Raw genomic sequence first — 20,016 nt, forward strand, 5'->3', positions numbered from 1 at the left:
TACAATCGCGCGCCATAAAGGACTCTCTCCAGGTTTAAGGAAATGATGCTGCACATTCCGACGCTACTGATGGTGGCCGTGTTCGTGTTTTGCCTGATGGGTTTGCTCACCGTGCACGCGTGGAGCCGTGGCCGTGAGCCGACCTTGGGTTATCTGGGCAGCATGTTGTTGCTGGCGGCGCTGGGCACCGGGTTGCTGGTGGTGCGCGGTGTGGGCATGGATTATGTCGCGCTGGTGATCGGCAATCTTGTGCTGCTGCTCAGTGCGGCAATGAACTGGACCGCCATGCGCGCCTTTGTGCACCGCAAGCCCAACCTGCCGGGGATGTTCGCCGGGTGTGGCGTGTGGTTGCTGATGTGCCTGGTGCCGCAGTTCTATGGCTCGTTGTCGGCACGAGTGACCTTGTATTCGCTGTTGGCCGCCACTTATGGCGTGTTGTCGGCGCTGGAGCTGTGGCGCAAGCGCGACACCCTGGACGTCGCCTACACCCCCGCGCTGGTGCTGACCCTGTGGCACACCGGCTTCTACGTCATACGCGCTTTTACCGACCCCGGCCTGCCGATCAAAAACGCCCAGCTCTCGGGCGGCGAAGGCGTACCGATTTTCTCGTTCATGTTGTTCGAGTCCATGCTGTACGCCATTGGCATCGCCTACGTCACCCTGGCGATGGTCAAGGAGCGCGCCGAGTTGCGCTTCAAGGCGGCGGCGTTCAGTGACGCGTTGACCGGTATCGGTAACCGCCGCGCCTTTATGCTCAAGGGTGAAAAACTGCTGGCGGACAGCACCCGCCGCCAGCAAAACGTGGCGCTGTTGCTGTGCGACCTGGATCACTTCAAACGCTTGAACGACAGCTTCGGCCACCCCATGGGCGACCAGGCATTGATCGCGTTCGCCCAGGTGACCCAGGCGATACTGTGCAAGGGCGATGTGTTCGCGCGTATTGGCGGCGAAGAGTTCGCCTGCCTGTTGGCCGAGAGTGATGACGCCGCCGCGTTCGACGTCGCCGAGCGCATCCGCCGGGCCTTTGCGCAGTTGGACCTGCTGGCGCCGGGGTTCCTCAGCGTGAGCATTGGCATTGTTACCACCAGCCAGGGCGGCCATGACTTGTCACACCTGTTGTCCCTGGCCGACCAGGCGCTGTACCTGGCCAAGGCGCAGGGGCGCAACCGGGTTCAGGTGGTGGAGACCGCCTAAACCTGTTTGATACGCGACCAGGCAGCGGCCACTTCTTCGGCGCTGCCCGCCTTGATCCGGGCGAGGTTGCGCGGGTAGTCCACGCCGGGGTTTTCGGTGAAGCGCGTGGCGGTGAATTGGCCGTTGCTGGCGCGCAGGACGTAACCGGTGTCCTCGCACTGCGCCGATGCCAGGAACACCACCCCCGGCGTCACCCACTCCGGCTTGAGCTCGTCCGGTTCCTCGGTCACGCCCCACATGCGGGTCTTGGCCACCGGTGAGATCGCGTTGACCCGAATCCCCGCTTGCGCGCCTTCATGGCTCAGCGCATTCATGATCCCCAGTTGTGCCATCTTGCCGGCACTGTAGGCCACCAGGCCGGTCTGCTCGTACTGCGCGTACAGGGCGCGGTCGGAGGTGGTGAGGATGATGCGTGGCGCGCAGGATTGCAGCAGGTGTGGCCAGGCGTGCTTGCATAGCCACAGCGGGGCATAGAGGTTGATGTCCATGGCGCGTTGCAGGAACGCGGCGTCGAGGTCTTCGATGTTCTGGTAACCCACCCAGCCGGCGTTGTGAATCAGGATGTCGAGTTGGCCAAAGGCTTCGAGCGCCGCGTGGATCAGTTGCCGGCAACCGTCATCGGTGGACAGCTCGCCGCTGTGGCCGATCACGTTCAGGCCTTCTTCCTGCAGTGCGGCTGCAGCGGCCTGGGCTACTGTCGCATCGTTGCCGGAACCCACCGTGTCGGCGCCGATATCACTGATGACCACCCGTGCCCCGCACTGGGCCAGGGCTCGTGCATAGCTGAGCCCCAATCCGCGTGCACCGCCGGTGACGATGGCTGTCTTGCCGGTGAAATCCATATGCTTGCCCTCCTGTTTGGCCGACCACCCTAACAATCCCTGCACGCATTGTTCAATGCTGTAACACTTTGCAAGCAATCCCCGTTTACGACTGTCGAATTAATTCCTGCCTGCACGGGCCATCTGTTAAAACCCCTGCTTCACCTTTGCCCTGGAACCTTCATGTCTTCACGTTTTCTCTCGCGCCTGCGCCTGCGCTGGTTGCCCTTGTTGTGCATGGCGCTGTTGATCGTCGGCCTGCCGGTGGGTTGCAGCGTGCTGCAACAAAAAGAACGCGAGCTGGTGTTTCGGATCGAGCCGGGCACCGCCGGCTGGTACACCGGCCTGCCCAAGGCCGTGCAGGAGTTCGAACTCAAGCCCGCCAGCTTCAAATCGGGGCAGAACATCCATGCCTGGTGGTACCCGGCGGCCAAGAAGGACGCGCCTGCGATCCTCTACCTCCACGGCGTGCGCTGGAACCTTACCGGGCAACTGTTTCGCATCGAGCAATTGCACGCCCTGGGCTACTCGGTACTGGCCATCGACTATCGCGGTTTCGGCCAGAGCCACGGCGAGCTGCCGTCGGAAACCACGGTGTACGAAGATGCGCGCATCGCCTGGGAACGCTTCCAGACCCTGCAACCCGACCCGAGCAAACGCCTGATCTACGGGCATTCCCTCGGCGGTGCAGTGGCCATCGACCTCGCGGCCGAACTGGGCAAGCAGGTGCCGTTGCCGGTGCGCGGGCTGGTGATCGAATCCACCTTTACCTCGTTGGCGGATGTGGCCACGGCCGTGGCGAATACCTCGTTGCCGGTGCGCTGGTTGCTGTCGCAGAAGTTCGATTCCATCGACAAGATCGCCGACATCCATATGCCGCTGCTGGTGGTGCATGGCCTCGATGATCGCTATGTGCCGCCGCGCTTCAGCGAGCAATTGTTCAACGCCGCCCAGGAACCCAAGCGCTTGTTGCTGGTGCCCGGCGCCAGCCATAACAACAGCATGAGCCTGGCCGGACGCAGCTATGGCCAGGCGTTGGACAAATTGATGCAGGCAGAGATGCCCCCTCAGGTGGTGACGCACTCCACAGGCCGCAACGGCGACTCGTAAAAGCGCTTTTCGGCACTGGGTTCGCGCTTGCGTGTCAAGCGCAAACCCTGGCCATACTGGCCCGCGCCGAAAGTTGATCAAATATTAACCTTTGGTTAAATCGCCATACCTGCCGGGGTCTTGCAAAGTTATCCACAGAGATACCCACGGTTTTCGTGGACAACTCTTTTTACTTTTTTACGATTTTTTTGCTCAGTAAATGCTTTCGGGAAATGTACCCGGCAGCAAAATCTCGCGATTCACATCGCGTATATCCTTATAGCCACACAGGGCCATCGACACGTCCAGTTCGCGGGCGATGATGTCGAGGGCCTTGGTCACGCCCGCCTCGCCCATTGCGCCCAAACCATACAAGTGCGGGCGCCCGATCATGGTGCCTTTGGCGCCCAGTGCTATCGCCTTGAGCACGTCCTGGCCGGAACGGATACCGCCATCGAGCCACACCTCAATGCGTTCCCCCACCGCTTCGACAATCGCCGGCAATTGGCTGATGCTCGACGGTGCGCCGTCCAGTTGACGGCCACCGTGATTGCTCACCACCAGCGCGTCCGCGCCGGCATTGGCCGCCAGCCGGGCGTCTTCCACATCGAGGATGCCCTTGATGATCAGCTTGCCGCCCCAGCACTTCTTGATCCACTCCACATCGTCCCAGCTCAGGCGCGGGTCGAATTGCTGGGCGGTCCACGACGACAGCGAACTCATGTCCGCCACGCCTTTGACATGCCCGACGATATTGCCGAAGCCCCGGCGCTGGGTGCCGAGCATACCCATCACCCAGCGCGGCTTGGTGGCCATGTTGAGGATATTCGGCAAGGTCAGCTTGGGCGGCGCCGACAGGCCGTTGATCAGGTCCTTGTGGCGTTGCCCGAGGATCTGCAGGTCGAGGGTCAATACCAATGCGTCCACGCCAGCGGCCTTGGCCCGCTCGATCAGTTGCTCGATAAAGCTGCGGTCGCGCATCACATACAACTGGAACCAGAACGGCTGGCCGACGTGTTCGGCGATGTCTTCCAGCGAGCAGATGCTCATGGTCGACAAGGTATAGCGCAGGCCAAACGCGGCGGCGGCGCGGGCGGTGAGAATCTCGCCATCGGCATGCTGCATGCCGGCCAGACCGGTGGGCGCGAGGGCCACGGGCATCGCCATGTCCTGGCCGATCATGGTGGCGCGGATCGAACGCTCGTCGATATTGCGCGCCACGCGCTGGCGGAATTTGATACGGGCAAAATCGCTTTCATTGGCCCGGTAGGTGCTTTCAGTCCAGGAGCCGGAATCGGCGTAGTCGTAGAACATCCTGGGGACACGTTTTTGCGCCAGTTTGCGTAAATCTTCGATGGTGGTGATCAACGACATCTGAGTGACCTCTCCCTGAGCTGAACACAGAGAGTAACCGCCCATCGGCGGCGCAACCAGCCATTGCGTTTACATCGGCGGACGACTAATCTCGCACAAAACCGCATAAAGGCGCACAAACATGCACGACACCCACGCCGCCATCGACCTGCCTTCGTTGCGCAAACAGAAGATCCTGTTGCTGCTGGAGCGCGACGGCAAAGTCACCGCCGCCGACTTGGTGGAGCACTTTGCCGTGTCCCCGGACACCATCCGCCGCGACCTCGGCGAACTCGCCGCCGCGGGCCTGCTGCAACGTGTCCACGGCGGCGCCCTGCCCCGGCCCAAGGACACCGGCAAGGATTTCTTCACCCGCGTCGGCGAGACCAACGCCGCCAAGCGCCACCTCGCGCAACTGGCCGCCGAGCGGGTCGAAGATGGCCAGATCGTGCTGTTCGACTCCGGCTCGACCACCTTGCAGATCGCCCAGTCACTGCCGCGCTCGATCCGCCTGACCGTGGTCACGCCGTCGCCGATGATCGCCATCGCGCTGGCGGACCATCCCGACGTGAAAGTGATCCTCGCGGGCGGCCAACTCAACCCGGCCACCTTGTCCACCAGCGGCCACGAAGCCGTGCGCCTGATTCAAGGCGTGAAGGCCGACCTGCTGTTTACCGGCGTGTGCGCGCTGCACCCGCAGGTCGGCATCACCTCCCTGCATTTCGATGAAGTGGCGGTCAAGCAAGCCCTGCTCGACAGCGCCTCCCAGGTGATCGCGGTGACCATGGCCGACAAGCTCGGCGCGGTGGAACCCTTTGTGGTGGCGCCGTGCAGCCGCATTCACACGCTGATTACCGAGTGGCATGTGCCGAGCGTGGAGGCCTATGAGCAGTTGGGGATGGAAGTGCTGCGGGTGGAAGTCGAATAGGTCATCACCCCTGAATGAAAACCGGCGCCTCAGAGGCGCCGGTATTTTTCATGCACGTTTCAGCCCTTGCGATGCTCCGGCATCTGGCGCTTGGGCCCGAACATCGCCCAGGCAATCAAGCCCAGCAGCGGCACGAAGATCAGGATCACCAGCCACAAGCCCTTGCTCTCCCAGCCCCCCGTGCTGCGCAATACGGTATTGATCGCCCACAATTCCAGCACCAGCAGAATCACGGCCAAACCGATCCAGATATATTGAATTTCCATGCTTCACCTCCCAGGTCGTATGGGTTAGGTCAAGCATCGGCCGTGAGGGTTCATTAAAAGTTCTGCGACAAGGAAAAACCCCCCTCAGGCCACTGAGGGTTCATCGGTCACTGGCGGCTCGGGGGCAAGGCCCCAATCGCCGTGCTCGTACCAGTCATCCCCGAGCATCTCCGCCGGGTGCATGGTGCGGTCGGCGCCATTGCCGCAGGCCAGGTCGGCCGTAGCGCAATAGCGATCACAGCCCCAGCAGATACGCTCGGGGTGCTTGGGGTGCAGCGGGAAAGGCTTGGCCATGATGAGGTTTCCTGGCGGCGAGCAATCACTGCAACTTACGCTTATCGCCTAAGCCGGAACTTGACCAACATCAAGCCGACCAGACCCAAAGTACCTGATACATACAAATCCAAATGTGGGAGCTGGCTTGCCTGCGATAGCGCCCTGTCAGTTTGCACATCAGTGACTGACAGACCGCTATCGCAGGCAAGCCAGCTCCCACAGTAAGCATTCTCCCCAGAGCTTTATCGCACGCTAGACCTTGAACCGCGCCACCGTCTGGTGCAGCGCACTCGCCATCCCCGCCAGGTCATGCCCCGCCGTTTCGGTATGCAACGCGCCCTGCAACACCTGCTGCGACAAGCTGCGAATCCCCACCAGGTTGCGATCCACCTCCCGCGCCACCAGCGCCTGTTCCTCGGTGGCGCTGGCAATCATCAGGTTGCGTTCGTTGATCTGCGAGATCGAGCGGGTGATTTCCTCCAGGGCCTCACCCGAGCGTTGCGCCACGCCGAGGGTGGCCTGCACGCGCTCGCTGCTGCTGTGCATCGCCGCCACGGCGTGTTCGGTGTCTTGGCGGATATTGCCGATCATCTGCTCGATCTCCTGGGTCGAGGCCTGGGTGCGATGGGCCAGCGCACGCACTTCATCGGCCACCACCGCGAACCCGCGCCCGGCATCGCCGGCCCGGGCCGCCTCGATGGCGGCGTTGAGGGCCAGCAGGTTGGTCTGGTCGGCAATGCTGCGGATCACTTCGAGCACGCCGCTGATGTCTTGCACGCGCCCGGCCAGTTGCTGGATGCGCTCCGAGGTTTCCACCACGCCGGTGGCCAGGGTGTTGATCGACGCCACGGTTTCCTGGACCTGGGCACGCCCGCGCTGGGCCGTCTGTTCCGACAGGCGCGAAGCCTCGCTGGTGCTCACTGCATTGCGCGCGACTTCGTCCACGGCGGCAGTCATTTCGTTGACCGCCGTGGCCGCCTGTTCGATCTCCTGCCCTTGGGACTGCAAGCTGCCGCTGGTCTGGCTGCTGACCGCGCTGAGTTCTTCGGAAGAGCTGGCCACGCCGTCCACCGAGGCCGCGATGTGGCGCACCATCTGGTTAAGGTTCTGCTGCATATGGTGCAGGTTGCGCATCACACTGCCGTCGGCGCTGTTGCCCAGCGGTACGTCGATGGTCAGGTCGCCCTCGGCGATGTGGTTCAACACGCGCGCCACTTCATCCGGCTCGCCGCCCAACGGCCGGGTCACACTGCGGGTGACGATCACGGCGGCCGCGACCACCAGGGCCAGGCACAGCAGGAACAGCCCGATCATGTTGCGCCGCGCCTCGTCATACAGAACCTGCGCCGCCTGTTCACGCTCGCTGAATAACCGCCCTTGCATCGCCATCAGCGCGTCCAGGCTCTTGAACACCTGCGCTTCGGCCGGCATCACCTGTTGCTTGAGCTGGGCCAGGCCCTGTTCACGGGCACCTTGCTTGATCAGCGCCTGCACCTGGGTGAACGCCGCCACATAGGTTTCGCGGTGGTTTTTCAAGGTCGCGTAGGCGGCCTTGCCTTCGGCACTGTCGAGCAGCGGTTCAAGGGTGGCGAAGGCCTCGGTGATGCGCTGGCGCGTGGTGCCGATGGCCTCCTGGGCCTGCTGATTGTCCTGGTTGATCAGCAGGTCGCGGGTGTTGCGCCCGTTATCCCGCACGCCGGTGGCAATCACCATGATCGGTGCGATCCGCGGCCAGTCCTGCTGCACGATCTGCTCGGACTGCTGCTTGAGGGTTGCCAGGTCGTGCAAGGCGTAAAACACCAAGCCCACCAGGGCCAGCGGCGCAATCGCGAAGCCGATGACAATGCGTTGTGCCGTGGTTAACTGCGTCATTCTGAACATTCCTTGATGAAAACCTGCCCACCATGGGCAGCATCTATAAAAACCGGTTGAGGGTGCTGATCACCCTCGCAATACAAAAGCGGGAAACAACTCGTGCAAACGGCCCCATAACTCCGGCAAGCGGGCCTGCACCGGTGAAGTCGGCAGTTGCGGATCGAGCATGCTCGCCGTGCGCACCAGCTGTACGGCAAAGCGCTGCACACCCAAGGCCTGCAAACGCTGGGCCAGCAGCAGCAAGCGTGGCGGATCGATCAAGTGCCAATGCACGGTGGTGCGGCATTCGTAGTCCACACCGCTGGCCAGCAGGGTGTCGAGGCTGCGCCAGTTGGCGGTGCCGCTGCCCTTGACCTGGGTGACCGACGGGCAATCCTCGGCCAGCGCCTTGACGTCAAACCCGACCCAGTCGGCATGGCGCAAGGCATTGGCAAACCCTGCCGGCTTGATCCCGGCACTGTGCAGGCCAATGCGAAAACCCATCGCGCGCACTTCATCCATGGCCGCCGGCAAGCCTTCCTGCAAGGTCGGCTCGCCGCCGCTGAACACCACTGCATCGAGCAAATCCTGGCGGCGCTGGAGAAACAGCAACACCCGGCGCCAATCCATCTCCGTGCTGGCGCGCGGCGGGATCAGGTCCGGGTTGTGGCAATACCGACACCGCCAGGCACAGCCCTGGCAGAACAGCACGCAGGCGAGCATGCCGGGGTAGTCGAGGGTGGTCAGGGGCACCAGGCCCCCGACCCGTAGCGCTCGACTCATTGGCGCCCGGCCACGGCGGCCGCTTCGGTGAAGTGCACGCGCTCCTTGTGTTCGGACTGCTTGCCGGGGTTGAACGCCGACACCGGCCGGTGATAACCCATCACCCGGGTCCAGACTTCGCAGCGCTGACGTTGTGGCTGGGTTGCTTGCATGGTGAATCTCCTTGGGGTTGAAAAAACTTAGTGGGCCGCGGCCAAGACCTCATCGCACTTCGGGCAAAACTCGTGTTCGCCCGCGAGGTAGCCGTGCACCGGGCAGATCGAAAACGTCGGCGTGACCGTGAGGTACGGCAGGCGGAAACGCCCCAGTGCCTTGCGCACCAATTGCTTGCAGGCCTGGGTCGAAGAAATCTGTTCGGCCATATAAAGGTGCAACACGGTGCCGCCGGTGTACTTGCATTGCAGTTCGTCTTGCAGCTCCAGGGCCTCGAACGGGTCCTGGGTAAAACCCACCGGCAGTTGCGAAGAATTGGTGTAGTACGGCGCGACGTCGCTGCCGGCTTGCAGGATGTCTGGGTAACGCTTGCGATCTTCCTTGGCGAAGCGGTAAGTGGTGCCTTCCGCCGGCGTCGCTTCGAGGTTGTAGAGGTGGCCGGTGTCTTCCTGGAAACGCAGCAAGGTGGCGCGCACATGGTCGAGCAGCTTGAGAGCGAACTCCCGCCCCTGGGCGGTGTGCATGCCCTGCTCGTCGCCGCTGAAATTGCGCAGCATCTCGTGCATGCCATTGAGGCCGATGGTGGAGAAGTGATTGCGCAGCGTGCCCAGGTAGCGCTTGGTGTACGGGTAGAGACCGGCATCCATATGGTGCTGGATCACCTTGCGCTTGACCTCCAGGCTTTCCATCGCCAGCTGCATCAGTTGATCGAGGCGTTGCAGCAGGCCCGAGGTTTCGCCCTTGAACAGATAACCCAGGCGCGCGCAGTTGATCGTCACCACGCCCAGGCTGCCGGTCTGCTCCGCCGAACCGAACAAACCACCGCCGCGCTTGAGCAACTCGCGCACGTCCAATTGCAGGCGACAGCACATCGAGCGCACCTGGTTGGGCTGCATATCGGAATTGAGGAAGTTCTGGAAATACGGCAAGCCATAGCGCGCCGTCATCTCGAACAGGCGGTCGGCGTTGGCGCTGTCCCACGGGAAATCGTGGGTGATGTTGTAGGTCGGGATCGGGAAGGTGAACACCCGGCCCTTGGCGTCCCCGGCCTGCATCACTTCGATGTAGGCGCGGTTGATCAGCTCCATTTCGGCCTGCAGGTCGCCATAGGCGAACGGCATTTCTTCACCGCCGATCACCGGGATTTGCTCGCGCAGGTCTTCCGGGCACACCCAGTCGAACGTCAGGTTGGTGAACGGCGTCTGGGTGCCCCAGCGCGACGGCACGTTGAGGTTGTAAATGAACTCCTGCACCGCCTGGCGCACTTCGGGGTAGCTCAGTTGATCCTTGCGCACATAGGGCGCCAGGTAGGTGTCGAACGAACTGAATGCCTGCGCCCCGGCCCATTCGTTTTGCAGGGTGCCGAGGAAGTTGACCATCTGCCCCAGCGCGCTGCTCAAGTGCTTGGGCGGCCCCGCCTCGACCCGTCCCGGTACGCCGTTGAGGCCTTCGTGCAGCAACGAGCGCAGCGACCAGCCGGCGCAGTAGCCGGCGAGCATGTCCAGGTCGTGGATATGCAGGTCAGCCTCGCGGTGGGCGCGGCCGATCTGTTCGCTGTAGACCTCGTCGAGCCAGTAATTGGCGGTGACTTTGCCTGCGACATTGAGGACCAGGCCGCCGAGGGAATAGCCCTGGTTGGCGTTGGCTTGCACGCGCCAGTCTTCGCGGTCGAGGTATTCGTTCATTGAGGTGGCGACTTCCACCAGGGTCTTGCGGTCGCGGCGCAGGCGGCCGTGTTGTTCGCGGTAGACGATGTAGGCGCGCATTGAGCGGAAGTGGCCGGCGTCCATCAATACGCGTTCGACGCTGTCCTGGATTTGTTCGACGTCCAACTGGTCGATGCCTCTTAGGCGGGCCAGTACTGCCCCCAGTAAGAGGTCGGCTTCGGGGGGCTGGTATTCGGTGGTGGCGTTGCCGGCGGCGATCAGGGCCTGGCGGATTTTTTCGGCGTCGAAGGGGGCCTGGGTGCCGTCACGTTTGTAGAGGTGGGTGCTGGCCAGCGGGGTGAGAGCGGTTTGCATTTTTGGCTCCTAGCACTACATATAGATGTTTTTTGTTTACTAGACACAAGATGCAGTGATGGTATGGAGGTTGGTTTGGGGGAGCATTGATCGGGGTCAAGTTTTTTCAGATCGGGTGTATATCCGTTTCTTGGGTAACGGCCACTTATGGTTCCGCTCTTACAGCGGCTCACTTTTGAAGAGCGCAAAAGTAAGCAAAACGCTCTTGCCCCAACACTCGGTGCCTCGCCTAGGCTCGGCATGCCCGTAATCCGACATGGATTTGGGGGGCCGCCGCCACGCGCCATCCATGTCGAATTCCGGCCAGCGTGTTTAACGGGGCGCCCAAGATCAAAATCAAAAGCAAAGCGCGGCGGCCTAATAGCCGACCGAGTCTCTGGAGCTGACGCGTTCCCTTATGGGAGCTGGCTTGCCTGCGATGGCATCAACTGGGTGTACCTGATGTACCGAGTTGTCTGCATCGCAGGCAAGCCAGCTCCCACATTTCAAACCGAGATCGACACAAAAAATCGGTCGGCTCCAAGGCCGCCGCGCTTTTGCTTTTGACCTTACTTGCCCCGTCAAACACGCTGGCCGAACGCAGGCTCGAATCCGTGGGTAACCCGGCAGGACGCCGGGTTAGCCGCCACTCATATTCATAAACCGCACCACCTGCACCTCCCCCGCCCCCGTAAATTCATGCCGCAGCGGCTTCCCCTTCAACGCCCTGTGCAACGCCTCGATCAACGGCCCATCCTCCAACGGATACCCCCTGAGCAACCCCCGCAAATCCACCGAATCCTCCTGCCCCAAACACAACAAAAGCCTCCCCTCCACCGTCACCCGCACCCGATTACAACTGCCACAAAAATTATGCGAATTAGGTGAAATAAACCCGATCCGCGTCCGAGGATGCCGCGCCAACCGCACATACCTCGCTGGGCCGCCGCTGCTCTCGGCGCTGTCGAGCAACGCGTATTCACTGGCGATCACCGCACGCACGTCGTCGCTGGGGCAAAACGTCTCCCCCCGCGACCGCCCCACATCCCCCAGAGGCATCTCCTCGATAAAACTGATATCGATCCCCCGCTCAATGGCATACCGCACCAACCCCGGTACCTCATCAAAATTGCGCCCCTTCATCACCACACAATTAAGCTTGACCCGCTCAAACCCCGCACCACTGGCCGCGTCGATCCCGTCCAGCACCTGGCGCAAATCACCGTTGCGCGTGATCGCCCGAAACCGCTCAGGATCAAGGCTGTCGAGGCTGATATTCATGCGCTTGACCCCCGCCTCCACCAACGGCCGCGCCAACCGCGCCAGTTGCGAGCCATTGCTGGTCATCACCAACTCACGCAAGCCCGGCAATGCCGCAATGTTGCGGCACAGCCCGACAATCCCCGGACGGATCAGCGGTTCCCCACCGGTGAGGCGGATCTTGCGCACGCCCTGCCCCACAAACAACGCAGCCAGGCGCTCCAACTCTTCCAGGCTCAGCACCTGCTGGCGCGGCAGGAAGGTCATGGTTTTCGCCATGCAATACACACAGCGAAAATCACAACGGTCAGTCACCGACAAGCGCAAGTAGTCAATCGAACGGCCGAGCCCATCCACCAGGCTCATGTCACTGCGCCAACGGCGAGTCGGCGCCCTGCAAGGCGAGGCCACGGATATCCGCCGCGCCAATCAGGGTGTGCAGGTATTGCACCAGCGCCTTCTGCCACACGCCTTGCTGCAACTGGGTGCGGATCGCACCGGCCACCGCTTCATAGGGCAACGGCTGGCCTTCGACACGCTGGTCGATGCTGATCACGTGCCAGCCGTAGCGGCTTTCCAGGGGTTTGTCGGCCAGGCCCGGCGCCAGGGTGAACAGCTGGCGCTCCAGTTCCGGCACGGTCTGGCCCTTGCTGATCTGGCCCAGCGAACCGCCCTGGGCCTTGGAGGGACACGCCGAGTACTTGAGGGCCAGTTCGGCAAAGCTGCCGGGGGTTTGCGCCAGGCTCAGCAGCAGGATTTCCGCCTGCACATGGGCCATCTGCCGCGCCTCGGCGTCGTCCGGTGCGCATTCGAGGAGGATATGCCGCACCGCCAGCAACGGCGCGCTGTGGAAGCGCCCGCGATTGCTCTCGAAGTAGTGCAGGCACGTCGCCTCGTCGCACTGCGGCACGCTGATTTCACGCTCCAGCAGCAGGCGTGTGGCCGCCTCTTCTTCGTTCTCGCCGGGGGCAATGTCCACCGCCAGCCCAAGCTCACTGATGCGCTGCTGCAACAGCTCGCGGATCACCAGCGCGCGGGCGGCCAGGTACACCGCCGACTCGCGGCTTTCCGCCGGGTGATACTGCAACTCCAGGGCCATCGCCTCGGGCGTGATAGGCACGCCGTTGACGCTGACGATGGGCCATTCCTGTTCACTGCTGGCGATCAACTCAGGCGCCGCCTCTGCCACCTCGACCACCTCGACTTCCGGCGCTGGCACCGACGACCCGCAACCTCCGCCACATCCGCATCCTGTTGTCATGACCGTCTCCTCACGACTTCTGCCGCACGATTTGATAACGCCGCCCCAGGTACCAGATCGGTGCGCTGACCACGTGCACCAAGCGGGTAAACGGGAACAGCACGAACAAGGTCAGGCCCAGCGCCACATGGGCCTTGTAGATCAGCGACACCGGCGCAATCGCCGCCGCTGCTTCCACTGGCCGCAGCAGCACCACGTTCTGCGCCCAGTCGGCGAGCATCACCATCACCGAGCCGTCCATATGGCCGGTGGACGCGACGATGGTCAGCAAACCCAGCAGCAACTGCGCGAGCAGCACCAGCAGGATGAGGATGTCCGACGCACTCGACGTCGCCCGCACCCGTGGATCGCTGAGGCGGCGTTTGACCAGCATCAGCAGGCCCACCAGGCACAGCAGGCCGAAGAAGCCACCGGAGACCATCGCCAGCAACTGCTTGTTTTCGGTGCTGATGACGTGGTGGTACACCGACGCCGGCGTGAGCAGGCCTACAAAATGCCCGGCCAATACAAACAGCACGCCGATATGGAACAAGTTGCTCGCCACGCGCATGCCACGGTTGTTGAGCATCTGGCTGGAGCCGGCCTTCCAGGTGTACTGCGCCAGGTCGAACCGCGCCCAGCTGCCCAACAGGCAGATCGCCAGGGCGACATAGGGATACACCCCGAATACCAGCAAATTCCACTTAGACATTACCCACCTCCCCGGCCGGCACGGCGGCCGGCCCTTGCTGCTGAAAATCCACCCAGTGCAACGGCACGGCGCTTTCTTCGCGGGCCTTGCCCGGAGCACTCGGCATGGCACTGCAACGGTCCTGCTGTTCGGCCTGCATGAAATCCACGGCCTCCTCCTCCCAGACCTTGTCGAGGGCTTCGAGGGAGTCGTCACGCGGCTCGGCCGCCACTTGCGCACGCACCTCGGCCACGGCCTGGTGCGGCTCGGCGCCGGCGATCTGCAACAGTGCACGGAAGCAACTGGCGTAGGCGCTCTCGCGCTCTTCCAGGCGCGCGCCGAGCAAGGCCAGCAGGTGCGCCACATCCGCCAGGCCCTCGCGGGCCTCGATGTCTTCGCGGGTGGACAAGAACTCCAGGTACAGCGGGATGTAGTCCGGCAGCTCCTTGACGCCAATGGCAAACCCGGCGGCCTCGTACTGGGCCATCATGTCCACCATGGCCTGGCCACGGTCACGGGATTCGCCGTGCACGTGTTCAAACAACAGCAGCGACAACGAACGCCCACGGCCAAACAGCGCGCCGTAGTGTTCCTGGCCGTCCATCAGGTCGTTGGCGCAGATCAGTTCGAGCAATTCGAACAGCGCACCGCGTTGCTTGGGGCTGATTTCCCGCGACTCGATAATCGCCTGCTCCAACTCATCGCGGCCGTTCACCAGGCGTTCGGTGGGGTAGTCCAGCAGCAGCGAAATCACTTTAAGAATGCGCATGGCTCAGTCCTCCCAGATCTGTACGGTTTTCAGCACGTCGCGGCGGTTGGCCTTCTTCGCGCCGAACATATTGGTGTCGGAACTGCCGCTGCAGCCGCTGCCAAAGCTGAAGCCACAACCGGAACGCTCGGCGAACGCGTCGCTCATGGCGTCTTCACGGTGGGCGCTAGGGACGACAAAACGGTCCTCGTAATTGGCGATGGCCAGGTAGCGGTACATCTCTTCCACCTGGGGCACGCTGAGACCGACGTCTTCGAGCACTTGCAGGTCCTGCACGCCGTCCACTTGCTGGGAGCGCTTGAACGCACGCATGGCCAACAGGCGTTTCAGGGCGCGCTTGACCGGTTTTTCATCGCCTGCCGTGAGCATGTTGGCCAGGTAACGCAGGGGGATGCGCAGGCTGTCGACATCCGGGATCACGCCGTTCATGCCCACGGTGCCGGCAGCGGCGGCGTTCTGGATCGGCGAGAGTGGCGGCACGTACCAGACCATCGGCAAAGTGCGGTACTCAGGGTGCAATGGCAGGGCGAGCTTCCAGTCCACGGCCATTTTGTACACCGGCGAACGCTGCGCCGAGTCGATCACCGACTGCGGCACGCCATCGGCCAGGGCCTGGCGGATCACTGCGGGGTCGTTGGGGTCGAGGAAGATCTCCAGCTGCTTCTCGTACAGGTCCTGCTCGCTGGCGGTGCTCGCCACTTCGCTGATGCGGTCGGCGTCGTAGAGCAACACGCCGAGGTAGCGGATGCGGCCGACGCAGGTTTCAGCGCACACGGTGGGCATGCCGGCTTCGATGCGCGGGTAGCAGAAGATGCACTTCTCGGATTTGCCGCTCTTCCAGTTGAAGTAGATCTTCTTGTACGGGCAGCCGCTGATGCACATGCGCCAGCCACGGCATTTTTCCTGGTCGATCAGCACAATGCCGTCTTCTTCACGCTTGTAGATCGCGCCGCTGGGGCACGACGCCGCGCACGCCGGGTTGAGGCAGTGCTCGCACAGGCGCGGCAGGTACATCATGAAGGTGTTTTCGTACTCGCCGTAGATGTCGGCCTGGATCTGGTCGAAGTTCTTGTCCTTGCGGCGCTTGGCAAACTCGGTGCCGAGGATTTCTTCCCAGTTGGGGCCCCACTCGATTTTCTGCATGCGCTTGCCCGACACCACCGAACGCGGGCGTGCGGTGGGTTGGTGCTCGCCGAGCGGCGCGGTGTGCAGGTGCTGGTAGTCGAAGTCGAACGGCTCGTAGTAGTCGTCCAGGCCCGGCAGGTCGGGGTTGGCGAACAGGTTGGCGAGCACGCGGAACTTGCCGCCGATACGCGGGTTGATACTGCCGTTGGCGTTGCGCACCCAGCCGCCCTTCCACTTGTCCTGGTTCTCCCACTCCTTGGGGTAGCCGATGCCGGGTTTCGATTCGACGTTGTTGAACCAGGCGTATTCCATGCCTTCGCGGCTGGTCCACACGTTTTTGCAGGTGATCGAGCAGGTGTGGCAGCCGATGCATTTGTCCAGGTTGAGGACCATGCCGATTTGTGAGCGGATCTTCATCTCAGTTCTCCTCGATATCAGTCGGCAATGGGCGTGGCAGGTCATCGCCGTGGGAGCCATCGAGCCAGTCGACCTTGGCCATCTTGCGCACCACGACAAACTCGTCGCGGTTGCAACCGACCGTGCCGTAATAGTTGAAACCGTAGGCCTGCTGGGCGTAGCCGCCGATCATGTGGGTCGGTTTGAGCACCACGCGGGTCACTGAGTTGTGGTGGCCGCCACGGGTCTTGGTGGTTTCCGAACCGGGCACGTTCACGATGCGTTCCTGGGCGTGGTACATCATCACCATGCCTTCCTTGACGCGCTGGCTGACCACCGCGCGGGCGGTCAGCGCGCCGTTGACGTTGAAGCATTCGATCCAGTCGTTGTCCTCGATGCCGGCACGCTTGGCGTCGATTTCCGAGAGCCACACAATCGGCCCGCCACGGCTGAGGGTGAGCATCAGCAGGTTGTCGCTGTAGGTGCTGTGGATGCCCCACTTCTGGTGCGGCGTGATCCAGTTCAGCACGATCTCCGGCTCGCCATTGCTGCGCTTGCCCTTCACGCCTTCGATGGTGCGGGTGTTGACCGGCGGCCGATAACTCATCAGCTGCTCACCGAACGCCTGCATCCACGGGTGGTCCTGGTAGAACTGCTGGCGGCCGGTGATGGTGCGCCATGGGATGTTTTCATGGACGTTGGTGTAGCCGGCGTTGTAGCTCACGTGCTCGTCTTCGAGGCCGGACCAGGTGGGGCTGGAAATGATCTTGCGCGGCTGCGCCTGGATATCGCGGAAACGGATGGCTTCGTGGGACTTGGAAATCGCCAGGTGGCTGTGGTCGATGCCGGTGAATTCCGACAGCGCGGCCCAGGCTTTCAGGGCGACCTTGCCGTTGGTTTCCGGGGCCAGGGACAGGATCACCTCGGCCGCGTCGATGGCCGTGTCGATCTTCGGCCGCCCTTGGCTGATGCCCGCATCCCCTTCGTGATGATTCAGCTCGCCGAGGAACTCGACTTCTTCCTCGGTGTTCCAGTTGATGCCCTTGCCGCCGTTGCCGAGTTTTTCCAGCATCGGGCCGAGGGAGCTGAATTGCTTGTAGATGTTCGGGTAGTCGCGTTCCACCACCGCCATGTTTGGCGCGTTCTTGCCCGGCACGGGCGCCACACCGGCGCTTTTCCAGTCGGTGCCGCCAAATGGCTGGGCCAGTTCGCCGACGCTGTCATGCATCAGCGGTACGGTGACCAGGTCCTTTTCCACACCCAGGTGCCCGACCGCCATGGCGGAAAAGGCCTTGGCAATGCCCTTGTAGATTTCCCAGTCGGAGCGCGACTCCCACGCCGGGTCGATGGCCGCCGACAACGGGTGGATGAACGGGTGCATGTCCGAGGTGTTCATGTCGTCTTTTTCGTACCAGGTGGCGGTCGGCAAGACGATGTCGGAATACACGCAGGTGGACGACATGCGGAAGTCCAGCGTCGTCACCAGGTCCAACTTGCCGATGGCGCCGTCGTCGACCCATTCGGCTTCGGTCGGCTTGCTTTCGCCGCCAAAGCCGATGTCTTCGTTCATCACGCCGTTCTTGGTGCCCAACAGGTACTTGAGCATGTACTCATGGCCCTTGCCCGACGAGCCGAGCAGGTTGGAGCGCCAGATAAACATGTTGCGCGGGAAGTTCACCGGGCTGTCCGGTTGTTCGCAGGCAAAACGCAAGGAGCCGTCCTGCCAGGACTTGACCACGTAGTCTTTCGGCTCCATGCCCGCAGCGGCTGCTTCACGGCAGATATGCAGCGGGTTGCGGTTCAGTTGCGGCGCGCTGGGCAGCCAGCCGGCGCGTTCGGCGCGGATGTTGTAGTCCAGGGCGTGGGTGGGGAACTGGGACTTGTCCGCCAGGGGCGAGAGCACGTCGTGCATGTTCATTTTTTCGTGGCGCCACTGGGAGCTGTGGCCGTAGAAGAAGCTGGTGCCGTTCATTTGGCGGGGTGGGCGGTTCCAGTCCAGGCCAAAGGCCAGGGGCAGCCAGCCGCATTGCGGGCGCAGTTTTTCCTGGCCGACGTAGTGGGCCCAGCCGCCGCCGGTCTGGCCGACACAGCCGCAGAGCATGAGCATGTTGATCAGGCCACGGTAGTTCATGTCCATGTGGTACCAGTGGTTCATCGCCGCGCCGACGATGATCATTGAGCGGCCACGGGTCTTGTCGGCGTTGTCGGCGAACTCGCGGGCAATCTGGATCGCCTTCTCGCGGCTGACGCCGGTAATCGCCTCCTGCCACGCCGGGGTGCCGGGCACGCTGGCGTCGTCGTAGTCCCTGGCCACGTTGCTGCCGCCCAGGCCACGGTCGATGGCGAGGTTGGCCGCCGACAGGTCGAACACCGTGGCGACCTTGGCCACGCTGCCATCCGCCAACACCACGCTGTGCACCGGCACGCGGCGGAACTGCACGGCTTCACCGGCCACGTGCTGGAAGTGTTCGTGGGCTTCACCGGCAAAATACGGGAAGGCCACTTCGGCCACGTCGTCGCCGATCAGGCTGAGTTTCAGGTCGATGGCGCGGCCTTCACCGCCTTCTTTGGCGAGGATGTTCCACTTGCCCTTCTCGCCCCAGCGGTAGCCGATGGCGCCCTGTGGCGAGACCAGCGCGCCGCTTTCGTCGAGGGCGATGGTTTTCCATTCCGGGTTGTTGTCCTGGCCGAGGTTGTCGATCAGGTCCGAGGCGCGCAGGAAGCGATCCGGCTGGAAGCCCGCGCCCGGCGCCGTGCCGAGCATCGGCTTGAGCATCACCAGCACCGGCAGGTCGGTGTAGCGCTTGGCGTAGTCGGTGAAATACGGGCTCGGGTGGTCCAGGTGAAATTCCTTGAAGATCACATGGTTGAAGGCCTGGGCCAACGCGGCGTCGGTGCCCTGCTTGGGGTTGAGCCACAGGTCGGTGAGCTTGGCCACTTCCGAATAGTCGGGGGTGATGGCCACGGTCTTGGTGCCCTTGTAGCGCACCTCGGTGAAGAAGTGCGCGTCGGGGGTGCGGGTCTGCGGGACGTTGGAGCCCCAGGCAATGATGTAGTTGGAGTTGTACCAGTCGGCCGATTCCGGCACGTCGGTCTGCTCGCCCCACACCATCGGCGAGGCCGGTGGCAGGTCGCAGTACCAGTCATAGAAGCTCAGGCACACGCCGCCCAGCAGCGACAGGTAACGGGAACCGGCGGCGTAGCTGACCATGGACATGGCCGGGATCGGCGAGAAGCCAACGATGCGGTCCGGCCCGTATTGCTTGATGGTGTAGACGTTGGAGGCGGCGATGATCTCGTTCACCTCCTCCCAGTTGGAGCGGATGAACCCGCCCATGCCACGCTTGCTCTTGTACGACTCGGCCTTGGCCTTGTCCTCGACAATGCTCGCCCAGGCTTCCACTGGCGCCAGGGTCAGGCGCGCTTCACGCCACAGCTTGAGCAGCGGCTTGCGGATCTTCGGGTACTTGAGCCGGTTGGCGCTGTAGATGTACCAGCTATAGCTGGCGCCGCGCGGGCAGCCACGGGGTTCGTGGTTGGGCAGGTCGTTGCGGGTGCGCGGGTAGTCGGTCTGCTGGGTTTCCCAGGTGATCAGGCCGTTCTTCACGTAGATCTTCCACGAGCAGGAACCGGTGCAGTTCACCCCGTGGGTGGAGCGCACGATCTTGTCGTACTGCCAGCGCGAACGGTAGACATTTTCCCAGTCGCGCGACTCCTTGCGGGTCTCGCCGTGGCCGTCGGAGAACTCGTCTTGCTTGCGGTTGAAGAACCGCAGTTGATCCAGTAAGTGACTCATGATGCTTTCCTCATCAGGCGTG

General features: G+C 62.8%; 15 protein-coding genes and 1 pseudogene. 3 read left to right on the forward strand and 13 right to left on the reverse strand.

Features of this window, described 5'->3' with window-relative positions:
* Nucleotides 1-42: 42 nt before the first annotated feature.
* Entirely contained in the window at nt 43-1,194 is a 1,152-nt protein-coding gene (locus PSH87_RS15525; protein ID WP_305430094.1) for a GGDEF domain-containing protein, read from the forward strand.
* Here PSH87_RS15525 and PSH87_RS15530 read toward each other — a convergent pair.
* The gene (locus tag PSH87_RS15530) at nt 1,191-2,036 is read right to left on the reverse strand and encodes an SDR family NAD(P)-dependent oxidoreductase (RefSeq protein ID WP_305430095.1); all 846 of its coding nucleotides are present in this window, start codon (nt 2,034-2,036) and stop codon (nt 1,191-1,193) included. The two genes, PSH87_RS15525 and PSH87_RS15530, sit on opposite strands and share 4 nt — an antisense overlap.
* Nucleotides 2,037-2,198: 162 nt before the next feature.
* Between PSH87_RS15530 and PSH87_RS15535 the strand changes: the two genes are divergently transcribed.
* Nucleotides 2,199-3,125, forward strand: coding sequence for an alpha/beta hydrolase (locus tag PSH87_RS15535; protein ID WP_305430096.1), 927 nt, complete (start codon nt 2,199-2,201; stop codon nt 3,123-3,125).
* A 192-nt stretch (nt 3,126-3,317) separates the two neighbouring features.
* Here the strand turns inward: PSH87_RS15535 and PSH87_RS15540 are convergent, their stop codons facing one another.
* Entirely contained in the window at nt 3,318-4,478 is a 1,161-nt protein-coding gene (locus PSH87_RS15540; protein ID WP_305430098.1) for an alpha-hydroxy acid oxidase, read from the reverse strand.
* Nucleotides 4,479-4,599: 121 nt separating this feature from the next.
* Between PSH87_RS15540 and PSH87_RS15545 the strand changes: the two genes are divergently transcribed.
* A complete protein-coding gene (locus tag PSH87_RS15545; RefSeq protein ID WP_305430100.1) occupies nt 4,600-5,385 on the forward strand; it encodes a DeoR/GlpR family DNA-binding transcription regulator in 786 nt (261 codons plus the stop codon).
* Nucleotides 5,386-5,444: 59 nt separating this feature from the next.
* Here PSH87_RS15545 and PSH87_RS15550 read toward each other — a convergent pair whose 3' ends face one another.
* From PSH87_RS15550 to PSH87_RS15600, 11 genes and pseudogenes are all read right to left on the reverse strand, one after another.
* A complete protein-coding gene (locus PSH87_RS15550) occupies nt 5,445-5,651 on the reverse strand; it encodes a PLDc N-terminal domain-containing protein (RefSeq protein WP_017737271.1) in 207 nt (68 codons plus the stop codon).
* An 84-nt stretch (nt 5,652-5,735) separates the two neighbouring features.
* Nucleotides 5,736-5,945, reverse strand: coding sequence for a DUF3079 domain-containing protein (locus PSH87_RS15555; RefSeq protein WP_017737272.1), 210 nt, complete (start codon nt 5,943-5,945; stop codon nt 5,736-5,738).
* 234 nt (nt 5,946-6,179) lie between these two features.
* Nucleotides 6,180-7,799, reverse strand: a complete 1,620-nt coding sequence (locus tag PSH87_RS15560) for a methyl-accepting chemotaxis protein (RefSeq protein ID WP_017735794.1) — start codon at nt 7,797-7,799, stop codon at nt 6,180-6,182.
* Nucleotides 7,800-7,868: 69 nt separating this feature from the next.
* The gene (locus tag PSH87_RS15565) at nt 7,869-8,564 is read right to left on the reverse strand and encodes an anaerobic ribonucleoside-triphosphate reductase activating protein (protein WP_032864774.1); all 696 of its coding nucleotides are present in this window, start codon (nt 8,562-8,564) and stop codon (nt 7,869-7,871) included.
* Nucleotides 8,561-10,738: pseudogene (locus PSH87_RS15570) on the reverse strand (ribonucleoside triphosphate reductase). Before PSH87_RS15570 ends, PSH87_RS15565 begins: the two are co-directional and overlap by 4 nt.
* A 618-nt stretch (nt 10,739-11,356) precedes the next feature.
* The gene (moaA, locus tag PSH87_RS15575; RefSeq protein ID WP_017735790.1) at nt 11,357-12,343 is read right to left on the reverse strand and encodes a GTP 3',8-cyclase MoaA; all 987 of its coding nucleotides are present in this window, start codon (nt 12,341-12,343) and stop codon (nt 11,357-11,359) included.
* Nucleotide 12,344: 1 nt separating this feature from the next.
* A complete protein-coding gene (locus tag PSH87_RS15580; RefSeq protein WP_305430103.1) occupies nt 12,345-13,238 on the reverse strand; it encodes a peptidylprolyl isomerase in 894 nt (297 codons plus the stop codon).
* Nucleotides 13,239-13,248: 10 nt separating this feature from the next.
* Entirely contained in the window at nt 13,249-13,929 is a 681-nt protein-coding gene (narI, locus tag PSH87_RS15585) for a respiratory nitrate reductase subunit gamma (RefSeq protein WP_017735788.1), read from the reverse strand.
* Nucleotides 13,922-14,677 carry a nitrate reductase molybdenum cofactor assembly chaperone gene (gene narJ, locus PSH87_RS15590; RefSeq protein ID WP_017735787.1) on the reverse strand — a complete coding sequence of 252 codons (756 nt, stop codon included), beginning with the start codon at nt 14,675-14,677 and terminating at the stop codon, nt 13,922-13,924. The genes narI and narJ overlap by 8 nt, the downstream gene beginning before the upstream one ends.
* A 3-nt stretch (nt 14,678-14,680) precedes the next feature.
* A complete protein-coding gene (gene narH / locus PSH87_RS15595; protein WP_017735786.1) occupies nt 14,681-16,219 on the reverse strand; it encodes a nitrate reductase subunit beta in 1,539 nt (512 codons plus the stop codon).
* Nucleotide 16,220: 1 nt separating this feature from the next.
* A complete protein-coding gene (locus PSH87_RS15600; protein ID WP_305430106.1) occupies nt 16,221-19,994 on the reverse strand; it encodes a nitrate reductase subunit alpha in 3,774 nt (1,257 codons plus the stop codon).
* Between the last annotated feature and the right edge of the window lie 22 nt (nt 19,995-20,016).

Source organism: Pseudomonas sp. FP453 (assembly GCF_030687495.1).
GTDB lineage: Bacteria > Pseudomonadota > Gammaproteobacteria > Pseudomonadales > Pseudomonadaceae > Aquipseudomonas.

Excerpts from the sequence above, each read along its gene's own strand:
- PSH87_RS15540 (WP_305430098.1), bottom strand. The coding sequence starts at position 4,478 with ATGTCGTTGATCACCACCATCGAAGATTTACGCAAACTGGCGCAAAAA.
- PSH87_RS15535 (WP_305430096.1), top strand. The coding sequence starts at position 2,199 with ATGTCTTCACGTTTTCTCTCGCGCCTGCGCCTGCGCTGGTTGCCCTTG.
- PSH87_RS15555 (WP_017737272.1), bottom strand. The coding sequence starts at position 5,945 with ATGGCCAAGCCTTTCCCGCTGCACCCCAAGCACCCCGAGCGTATCTGC.
- PSH87_RS15600 (WP_305430106.1), bottom strand. The coding sequence starts at position 19,994 with ATGAGTCACTTACTGGATCAACTGCGGTTCTTCAACCGCAAGCAAGAC.
- PSH87_RS15550 (WP_017737271.1), bottom strand. The coding sequence starts at position 5,651 with ATGGAAATTCAATATATCTGGATCGGTTTGGCCGTGATTCTGCTGGTG.
- PSH87_RS15525 (WP_305430094.1), top strand. The coding sequence starts at position 43 with ATGATGCTGCACATTCCGACGCTACTGATGGTGGCCGTGTTCGTGTTT.
- narH (WP_017735786.1), bottom strand. The coding sequence starts at position 16,219 with ATGAAGATCCGCTCACAAATCGGCATGGTCCTCAACCTGGACAAATGC.
- PSH87_RS15560 (WP_017735794.1), bottom strand. The coding sequence starts at position 7,799 with ATGACGCAGTTAACCACGGCACAACGCATTGTCATCGGCTTCGCGATT.
- PSH87_RS15580 (WP_305430103.1), bottom strand. The coding sequence starts at position 13,238 with ATGACAACAGGATGCGGATGTGGCGGAGGTTGCGGGTCGTCGGTGCCA.
- PSH87_RS15565 (WP_032864774.1), bottom strand. The coding sequence starts at position 8,564 with ATGAGTCGAGCGCTACGGGTCGGGGGCCTGGTGCCCCTGACCACCCTC.
- narI (WP_017735788.1), bottom strand. The coding sequence starts at position 13,929 with ATGTCTAAGTGGAATTTGCTGGTATTCGGGGTGTATCCCTATGTCGCC.
- narJ (WP_017735787.1), bottom strand. The coding sequence starts at position 14,677 with ATGCGCATTCTTAAAGTGATTTCGCTGCTGCTGGACTACCCCACCGAA.
- PSH87_RS15545 (WP_305430100.1), top strand. The coding sequence starts at position 4,600 with ATGCACGACACCCACGCCGCCATCGACCTGCCTTCGTTGCGCAAACAG.
- moaA (WP_017735790.1), bottom strand. The coding sequence starts at position 12,343 with ATGAGCCTGGTGGATGGGCTCGGCCGTTCGATTGACTACTTGCGCTTG.
- PSH87_RS15530 (WP_305430095.1), bottom strand. The coding sequence starts at position 2,036 with ATGGATTTCACCGGCAAGACAGCCATCGTCACCGGCGGTGCACGCGGA.